Below are 8,864 nucleotides of genomic sequence, written 5' to 3'. Positions count from 1 at the left end.
CCCTCTCCCCGCGAGAAACGTGTTGCGCAAACAGGCGAGCTTCGGGGCTAGCGAAGCGCCGCGAAGCGAAAGGTTAGGTGAGGGGCCAGTTCGGCGTTCGTTGCAGGATTGCTTAACGGCATTGGGTATAATCAGCGGCTCACCGAGCGCTGCCGCTCAGCGTGGACTCGGTGGGGTAGGGGATGATCTCGGTCTCGCGGTCGTCAGGGGGCGTGGTGGTCTCGCCGGTGCTGCAGATGTCCTGCGCACCGGCGCGGGCGAAGATGACCTCGGCCTGGGTGATCTCCTCGGCGTTTTCGGTGTGGACGGAGATGAGGATGTTGCCGCCCTGGAGTTTGCCTTCGTAGCGCCGGGCTTCGATCTCAGGGATGCCCATGCCGATCAAACCGCCTGCGATGCCGCCGACGGCGGCACCGATGGCAACGCCGCTGAGCGCGGCCATGATGGGTCCGGCGGCGATGAAGGGACCGAAGCCCGGAATGGCCAGGACGCCGATGCCGGCGATCCAGCCCAGCGTGCCACCGATGACGCCGCCCGTGCTGGCGCCGGTGACAGCGCCCTCGGGTGCCTTGGTGTGCTTCTCGTGCGCGAAGTCGTGGCTGGTGTGCTGGTCGGCGAACAGCGCGGAGATGTCGTTCGGAGAAAAGCTGGCGGCCCTGAGCTGATCGACGATTTGATCAGCCTGTTCACGTGAGGTGGCGATGCAGAAAACAGATTTTTGGGACATGGTGGTGGGGTTTTGTTGAGTTGGGTTGGGGGCAGGGGCGCTCGACATCAGTTGCCGCCGGTGGGGGCGGGCTTCACCTCCAGTTGGTTGTCCACACTTTTGGAGCGCACGATCCGGTCTGCGATGGCACCGATGAGGCTTTTCTCCTCAGCGGTGTGGACCGGCCCGCGCAAAGTGACCCGGCCATTGAGCGTGATGATCTTCACGTTCTGGGCGTTCACGGAGATGTTGTTCAGGGCGGTGACATCCCGGCGGATCTGCGCCGTGATCGCTAGGTCGTTTTTGCTGCTGCCTTGATCGAGCGGCGTGAGCGTGCTGGCAGGGTCGCGGTCGCGCACGTTGCGCGCGGTGTTGTCCGGCTCTGGCGTCACACTGGTGGTGGGGCTGAGTTCCAGCGCTTTGCCCAGATGGGATTTAAGCACCGGCAGCGTCGTGATCGCGTAGGCTTTCACATCATTGTCCCTAGCGGCGCTGGCAGCCGCTTCGAAGCTGCTCACGCACTTCTGGTGGCCGCGCACCATTTCGGCGAGGAATTGCTTGTCAAAGTCCGGGCCGCTGACTTTCTCCAACTGCTGGAACGTGTCGGCGTGCCGGGGGTCAATCACTGCGGACAGCTCCACGCCTTTGGTGGCCGCCAGTTGGGTCAGCTCCGCGTTGGCCTTGGCATGGTCGGTGACGATCATCGCGGCGAAAGCCTTGATGTCCGCCCGGCTGGCTTTCTGCACGCCGAGCCCGGCCAGTTTGACGACTGCTAGGCCGGCCGCCGCCGCATGTTTCACGAACTGCACGTCACTGGCGTTCAGGGTGTCCTTCCCGGCTGCCATGCCGCGTGGGGCGAGCAGCAGGAAGCCGCACACGGCGAGCGTCAGCGTTGACAGGAGGGTGATTGCTCTGGGTTTCAACAAGGTTGAGGGCGTGTGATGCTGGCGTTTCATGCGCTGCACGTTGGCGCGCCGACGACTTGTCCGCCATGGGGTGTAACCCGACCCGCAGGCGTACAAGGCTGCGCAAGGCCCGCTGCTCCCCGGTGTGCCCGCCGCCATCGACCGGAAAAACGCGGAGGCCATGGCACTCCGAACAGACGCCTCTCGGCAGGCCGATGGCCATTCAATGTCATTAAGTTAAGAAGGAGTTCCCGCAGATTCAGAAAACCCGCAGATTGGGATTCGGAAAAAATCTGCGGGTTATCTGAATCTGCGGGAACACATCATGAGAAGTGCCTTAACTTAATGACATTGGCTGGCCATTCATGATGACGGGTGGCAGCAGGTGTTGAAGGGGTGCAGCGCCGGAATGTAGGATGAGTGTGGCGTCAGCCCGCTCGTCATTTGGGCGTACGCTGGCCGCACGAGGGCCAAGCAGTCGGGCGGGCTATCGCCACACCCAACCTACGCCATCATTCCGGCGCTACACCCTGCGGAAGCGTTCCTGACCTGTCATCGCAGGCTGCATCTGCGCGAAGGTAGGGTTTCACCCCATGGATACCTGACCGCCGCTGGCTGACATTGGTTAAGGATGGCTGCACCAGCTGAATTCAAGCCGCATTGCGGATGGTGTTAAAATCCGCAAGCGATCATGAATCAATCTCCATTGAGCAGGTTGTCAGACCAATATCTGACGGCCTTGCGAAGTCATTTCGAGCAAGGCCCGCTGGCGGGCCTGCAAGAGGCGCATGAACTGGGCGGCCAGGTGGTGGCGCTCGGACTGGAGACGCTGGATCTGGCCAAAATTCACGAGGAGGTGCTGGCGGCACTGATCCTGCCGGACTGCGCACCGGTAACACGCACGGACATGATCGCGCGGGCGGCGGTTTTTTTCACCGAGGCCATCGTGCCGATCGAAGAGACGCATCGCGCCGCGCTGGAGTCGGCGGCTGATCTGAAGCAACTGACCGCGACCTTCGGCCAGCGCACGCTGGCTCTGGCGGATTCCAATCGTGAGCTGCAAGCGGGTGTCAAAGGACGCAAGACGGCCGAGGCGGCGCTGGAAACCAGCGAACGGGCCTCCGGCCAGTTGCTCAAGGATTCGCGGCTGCTGGAGCGCGAGTTGCAGGACATGACGCGCAAAATTCTGTCCGCCAATGAGGCGGAGCGTAAAAAAATGAGCCACCAGTTGCAGGACGACATCGCGCAGACCCTGCTGGGTCTCCATGTCAGGCTGCTGGCGTTGAAAAACGAGGCCAGTAACCGGCATGCAGGCCTGGCCCAAGAGATCACCCTCACCCAGCGGCTGGTGGAGGCCGCCGTGAAAACCATCAACCGTTTTGCCCGAGAATTCGACATCCCCCATGCAACTTAAGCGGACCGAGCTGTCGCGGCTCTATCTCGCGACCTTGCAACAGCACTTGAAGGCAAGCCCGGCGGCGAGCTTGGAGCCAGCGCATGCACTGGGACGGCGTGCCATGGAGCTTGGCTTGGAAACGCTGGACCTGGCACGCATTCACGAGATCGCCCTGGTGACGCTGGTGCTGCCCGGTTACTCCTCCAGCACGCGGGATGGTTTGATGGGCCTGGCGAGCATGTTTTTTGCCGAAGTCATCACGCCGCTCGAGGAAACGCATCGCGGGGCGCGGGAGGCGAACATTCATTTGAATTACATGATCACGGCGCTGAGCCAGCGCACGCATGAGTTGGCCGATTCGGTCGATGAATTGAAGCAGGAGATCGCCCAGCGCACGGCGGTGGAGGAATCCCTCCGCATCAGCCAGCAGACTTCGAGCAAGCTGCTGAAGAAATCGCTACAGATGCAGGAGGAGTTACGGCATCTGTCCCGCCAGTTGCTGTCGGTGCAGGAGGAGGAGCGCAAGCGCATCAGCCGTGAGCTGCACGATGTCATCGCGCAGACCTTGACGGGCATCAACGTGCGGCTGGCGGCGTTGAAAACCGAGTCCACGGTCAGCAGCAAGGAGTTGCAGAAGAAGATCGCCAGCACGCAGCGGCTGGTGGAAAAGTCCGTGGACATCGTGCATCGCTTCGCACGTGAGCTGCGCCCCTCGGTGCTGGATGATCTCGGGCTGATCCCCGCGCTCGAGTCGTTCATGAAAGGCTTCATGAAGGACACCGGCGTGCGCGCCAGTCTCACGGCGTTCGCCGGGGTTGAACTGGTGGACAATACCGCGCGCACGGTGCTCTACCGCATCGCCCAGGAGGCGCTCACCAACGTGGCGCGCCATGCCAAGGCCAGCCAGGTGGCGGTGAGCATCCAGGACCAGGATGGCGGCATCTGCATGGAGATCACCGACAACGGCCAGGGCTTTGAAGTGGACGGCACATCCAAGCCGAAAAAGCAGAGCAACCGCCTGGGCCTGCTCGGCATGAGGGAGCGCGTCGAGATGATCGGCGGCACGTTTTGCATCGAGTCGGCACCCGGTAAAGGCACGACGGTCCGCGTAGAAATAGCCGCTGCGACTGACGGCGCAAAAAAGACCTCGGCGAAGAAAACCAATCCATCCGACTCCCTCGAATGCCCATGAACAAAGCCACGCCCACCCAAGCCGTGAATGAGGCGGGTGCCGGGTCCATGCATCGCTTCACAAACTTTTCCGCCAACTGATGCCAACGCAACATCCAGAGACTCAAGGCCACGGTGGCGGCAGTGCCGGCACGGGGAACGGCCATCCGCCACCGCCCACGCCGGTGGCACTCCTGCCCGGGAGCTGGACACATCCAGACTCTGCACCCCGCCTCTCCCGCGTGGCCACCTGCTGCGCCCTGCTGGTGCTGGCACTTGGTATCGCCGTCATGGCTGGGTGGTTGTTCGAAATCGAGCGGCTCAAGCGCCTCCTGCCGCAGCTCGCCACGATGAAGTTCAATGCGGCTCTCGGCTTCCTGCTCGCGGGCGCGGCGCTTGTTTTCCGGGCCACCCCGGCGCTCCGGCTCGGGCTAGCAGCGGCGGTCGGGCTGCTGGGGGCACTCACGCTCGGCCAGTATCTCACGGGGGCGGATTTCGGCATCGATCAACTCATCATCCGCGACGCGGAGGTGGTGGCGGGGCAGCCAGCGGGACGCATGTCGCCGGTGGCGGCGCTGTGTTTCATCCTCAGCAGCGCGGCGCTGGCTCTGCTGCGGCGCGGGGCCACGCAGCGCTGGGCGGAGGCGCTGGCGATCAGCGTGGGCACCGTCGGCTTCATCGCGCTGCTCGGCTACGCCTTCGGGACGCAGCATCTCTACAGCATCCCCGGCTTCACCTCCCTGGCACTGCACACGGCGGTGGGTTTTGCGGTGCTCGCAGTGGGGCTGCTCTACACGGTGCGGGGTGGTATCATCGAGCTGCTCATGCGTTCACGGAGCACGGGGCGGGCGCTGTGGCTGGGCTTTGGTGCCCTCACGGCGCTGCTCATCATCCTCGGCGTCGTTTCCGCCAGTCGGTTGCACTCCATCGGTGCGGATGTGGACGCGATGGCCGATATCGTCCGGCCCCGCTCGGTGGCCGTGCGGGAGCTGGAGATCAATGTGCTCGCCGCCTACGACGCGCACCGCGCAGCCACCCAGGCGAACATCCAGCACACTGAGGCCGTCACGCTGCTGCTACTCATCGGCGGGATCGTGCTCGCGCTGGTCACCAGCGGCATCGTCGTCCGGGTCGTGCTCGGTAGCTTGGAGGAGAGGCGGGTGAGCGAGCTGCGCTACCGCCTCCTGGTCGAGCAGTCTCCCGACGGGATTTTCTTGGCCGACAACGCTGGGCGATACACCGACGTCAATCCGGCCGGCGCGGAGATGCTCGGCTACACGCATGAGGAAATCCTCAGCCGCGGAATTGCCGATGTGATCGTGCCGGAAGAACTGCCCAAGTTGGCAGCGAAACTCTCGACCTACACCGACGCGGCGATCAGCCAGGTTCAATGGCGGTTTCGCCGCAAGGATGGCTCGGAATTCGACGGCGAGGTGGTGGGCCGCCAACGTCCCGAAGGCGGCTACCTCGGCATTTTGCGCGACATCACCGAGCGCAGCCGGGCGGAAGCGGCGCTGAGCCAAAATGCGGCCTTGTTTGCCAAAATCATCGAGCAGGCACCGGGCGGGGTGTATGTGATGGACGCACAGCTCCGCGTGCGGGAGGTGAATACCGAGGCGCTGCCGGTCTTCGCCACGGTGCAGCCGGTGATCGGGCGGGAGCTGGGTGAAGTGCTGGAAGCCCTCTGGGGACCGGAACTGGGGCAGGAATGCACGGCGAACTTCCGGCACACGCTGGAGACGGGGGAGCGCTACATTTCGCCCCGCTTTGACCACCTCCGCCAGGACATCGGCGTGGAGCAGGCCTACGAGTGGGAGACGCAGCGCCTCACCCTGCCGGACGGCCAGCACGGCGTGGTCTGCTATTTCCAAGACGTGACGGCGAAGGAGCGAGCAGCGGCGGCGCTGTACACCAGCGAGGCGCACATGCAGCTGGCCACGGAAGCCACGGAAGTCGGCATCTGGGAATGGAATGTCCTCACCAACCAGATGCGCTGGGATGCGCAGATGTTCCGGCTCTATGGCATCGCCCCGACGCCGGATGGCTTGGTACCATACCAGACGTGGGCAGGAGCCGTGCTGCCCGAGGACTTGGCGGCGAACGAGGCGATCTTGCAAGACACCGTGCGCCGGCTCGGGCGCAGCACGCGCACCTTCCGCATCCGGCGGGCGGACGATGGAGAATGCCGCTACATCAAGGCAGTGGAAACGGTCCGCACGAATGCGCAAGGGCAGGCCGAATGGGTGCTGGGAACGAACCTGGACGTCACCGAGCGGAGGCGGGCCGAGGCGGCGCTGCGGGCCGAAGTGGCCGAGCGCAAGCAGGCCGAGGAACAAGTGCGCCTGCTCAATCGTGACCTGGAGCAGCGCGTGGCCGACCGCACCGCCGAGTTGGCACTCAAAGCCAGCCTGCTCAGCGAGCAGAACGCGGCGGTCGAGCTGGCCCGTGTCACGCTGGATGAAAAAGCCACCGCACTGGCGCTGGCTTCTAAATACAAGTCCGAGTTCCTCGCCAACATGTCCCACGAGCTGCGCACGCCGCTCAATCCCATCCTCATCCTCAGCCAGCAGCTCGCCGAAAACAAAGCGGGCAACCTCACCGCCAAGCAGGTCGAGTTTTCCCAGCACATCCACTCCTCCGGCACCGAGCTGCTCACGCTCATCAGCGACATCCTCGACCTCGCCAAAATCGAGTCCGGCACCGTCAGCCTCGAAGTGGCGGAAATCCCCTTCGCCGAGCTGCACGGCACCATCGACCGCAACCTCCGCCACATCGCCGAGGCGAAGAACCTGCCCTTCCACGTGACCATCGCCCCCGACCTGCCGCCGGCCATCGTCAGCGACCCGCGGCGGCTCCAGCAGATCCTCAAGAACCTGCTCTCCAACGCCGTCAAGTTCACCGCCAGCGGCCAAGTCGAAGTGCGTGTGGACGTGGCCACGCAGGGCTGGACGCCGGACCACCCCGTGCTCAGCAAGGCCGCGCAGGTCATCGCCTTCGCCGTCACGGACACGGGCATCGGCATCGCGCCGGAGAAGCAGCGGCTCATCTTTGAGGCCTTCCAGCAGAGCGATGCCAGCACCGCCCGCACCTACGGCGGCACTGGCCTCGGCCTCGCCATCAGTCGCGAGCTGGCCGCCCTGCTCGGCGGCGAGATCACCGTCAGCAGCGTCCTCGGAGCGGGCAGCACCTTCACCCTCTACGTGCCGCTCCACCACACCGGCCCCAACAACGTCCGCACCGTGCCGACAAAGGTGCCGCCCGCATGGAAGCTCAACGCAACGCCGCACCCGCACGCTCCCGACGCAGCCCTGCGTGGCCGCAAAGTGCTCGTGGTCGATGACGACGCCCGCAACATCTTCGCCCTCACCGCCGTGCTGGAGGACCACGAGATGGAAGTCCTCAGCACGACCAGCGGCCGCAGCGCGGTGGATTTAATCCTCCACACGCCCGACCTCAGCCTCGTGCTCATGGACATCATGCTGCCCGAGATGGACGGCTACGAAACCATGCGCGAGATCCGCCGCGCCCCCGGCTCCCGCACCCTGCCGATCGTGGTCCTCACCGCCAAAGCGATGCAGGGCGACCGCGAAAAATGCCTCGATGCCGGCGCCAGCGACTACCTCGCCAAGCCGGTGAACACGGAACAACTCCTCACCGTGATGCGCGTCTGGATGAGCCGCCAGGAAACTTCAACAATCGGCGCTCCTTGTTCGGCAATCGTCAATGAATTCGCCGAAGGATTGACGAGTGATGAACAAGGTGTGCCGATTGTTGAAGTAGAAAAGACCTGAGATTGACGAATGATGAACAAGGAGTGCCGATTGTTGAAGTAGAAAAGACCTGAGATTGAGGAATGATGAACAAGGAATGCCGATTGTTGAAGTAGAAAAGACCTGAGATTGACGAATGATGAACAAGGAATGCCGATTGTTGAAGTAGAAAAGACCTGAGATTGACGAGTGATGAACAAGGAATGCCGATTGTTGAAGTAGAAAAGACCTGAGATTGACGAGTGATGAACAAGGAGTGCCGATTGTTGAAGTATCAGAATCCAAACCCATGAAAGACCAAGCCAATAACCTGGAAGAACGCCTCGTGGACTTCGCAGTCCGCATTATCGGTGTTGTCGAAGCTCTGCCTGACTCCAAAGCGGGCAATCACATCGCGGGACAGTTGATCCGATCAGGCACGTCCCCAGCTCCCAACTACGGTGAGGCCCAAAGTGCAGAATCCAGGAATGACTTCATCCACAAGATGAAAGTCGCTTTGAAAGAGCTTCGCGAGACCCTTGTCTGGCTCAAAATCATCATGCGCAAACCCCTCTGTCCAGCCGAACGCCTCACTCAGTTGATTCAGGAGAATGACGAACTGATCAGCATCTTCGTAACAAGCGTCAAGACAGCACAAACCAATAAAGGCAAAGATTAGAAGCAAAGCGAAGGGTTGACGAATGTTGAACAATGAATGCGGTCCGGTCGATTGACGAGTGATGAACAAAGATTGCGATCCGGTCGATTGACGAGTGATGAACAAGGATTGCGGTCCGGTCGATTGACGAGTGATGAACAAGGATTGCCGATTGTTGAAGTGAAGAATCAAAACCAGCCCCCCCCGCTCCCCCACTTCAACAATCACCACTCCTTGCTCGGCAATCGTCAATCCTCCCCGCTCCCCGCTCCCCGTTCCC

The 8,864-nt window shown here is 62.6% G+C and carries 6 protein-coding genes; 4 read left to right on the top strand and 2 right to left on the bottom strand.

Going from position 1 to position 8,864, the window contains the following annotated elements:
• Window positions 1-139: 139 nt before the first annotated feature.
• Both ACKVY0_RS28440 and ACKVY0_RS28435 read right to left on the bottom strand, forming a co-directional pair.
• Window positions 140-727 carry a DUF3341 domain-containing protein gene (locus ACKVY0_RS28440; RefSeq protein ID WP_409218266.1) on the bottom strand — a complete coding sequence of 196 codons (588 nt, stop codon included), beginning with the start codon at window positions 725-727 and terminating at the stop codon, window positions 140-142.
• Between the two features lie 47 nt (window positions 728-774).
• Window positions 775-1,662, bottom strand: a complete 888-nt coding sequence (locus ACKVY0_RS28435; RefSeq protein ID WP_409218265.1) for a DUF4142 domain-containing protein — start codon at window positions 1,660-1,662, stop codon at window positions 775-777.
• Window positions 1,663-2,302: 640 nt separating this feature from the next.
• Here ACKVY0_RS28435 and ACKVY0_RS28430 point away from each other — a divergent pair.
• From ACKVY0_RS28430 to ACKVY0_RS28415, 4 genes are all read left to right on the top strand, one after another.
• On the top strand, window positions 2,303-3,025 hold the full coding sequence (locus tag ACKVY0_RS28430) for a hypothetical protein (RefSeq protein WP_409218264.1): 723 nt from the start codon (window positions 2,303-2,305) through the stop codon (window positions 3,023-3,025).
• Window positions 3,015-4,199, top strand: coding sequence for a sensor histidine kinase (locus ACKVY0_RS28425; protein WP_409218263.1), 1,185 nt, complete (start codon window positions 3,015-3,017; stop codon window positions 4,197-4,199). Before ACKVY0_RS28430 ends, ACKVY0_RS28425 begins: the two co-directional genes overlap by 11 nt.
• Window positions 4,200-4,278: 79 nt before the next feature.
• Window positions 4,279-7,968, top strand: a complete 3,690-nt coding sequence (locus ACKVY0_RS28420; RefSeq protein WP_409218262.1) for a PAS domain S-box protein — start codon at window positions 4,279-4,281, stop codon at window positions 7,966-7,968.
• Between the two features lie 268 nt (window positions 7,969-8,236).
• On the top strand, window positions 8,237-8,605 hold the full coding sequence (locus tag ACKVY0_RS28415) for a four helix bundle protein (protein WP_409218261.1): 369 nt from the start codon (window positions 8,237-8,239) through the stop codon (window positions 8,603-8,605).
• The last annotated feature ends 259 nt before the right edge of the window (window positions 8,606-8,864 follow it).

The organism is Prosthecobacter sp., assembly GCF_046154365.1.
Taxonomy (GTDB): Bacteria; Verrucomicrobiota; Verrucomicrobiia; order Verrucomicrobiales; family Verrucomicrobiaceae; genus Prosthecobacter.
This window is presented reverse-complemented; position numbering and strand designations above follow the sequence as displayed.

Excerpts from the sequence above, each read along its gene's own strand:
- ACKVY0_RS28415 (WP_409218261.1), top strand. The coding sequence starts at position 8,237 with ATGAAAGACCAAGCCAATAACCTGGAAGAACGCCTCGTGGACTTCGCA.
- ACKVY0_RS28430 (WP_409218264.1), top strand. The coding sequence starts at position 2,303 with ATGAATCAATCTCCATTGAGCAGGTTGTCAGACCAATATCTGACGGCC.
- ACKVY0_RS28435 (WP_409218265.1), bottom strand. The coding sequence starts at position 1,662 with ATGAAACGCCAGCATCACACGCCCTCAACCTTGTTGAAACCCAGAGCA.
- ACKVY0_RS28440 (WP_409218266.1), bottom strand. The coding sequence starts at position 727 with ATGTCCCAAAAATCTGTTTTCTGCATCGCCACCTCACGTGAACAGGCT.
- ACKVY0_RS28425 (WP_409218263.1), top strand. The coding sequence starts at position 3,015 with ATGCAACTTAAGCGGACCGAGCTGTCGCGGCTCTATCTCGCGACCTTG.
- ACKVY0_RS28420 (WP_409218262.1), top strand. The coding sequence starts at position 4,279 with ATGCCAACGCAACATCCAGAGACTCAAGGCCACGGTGGCGGCAGTGCC.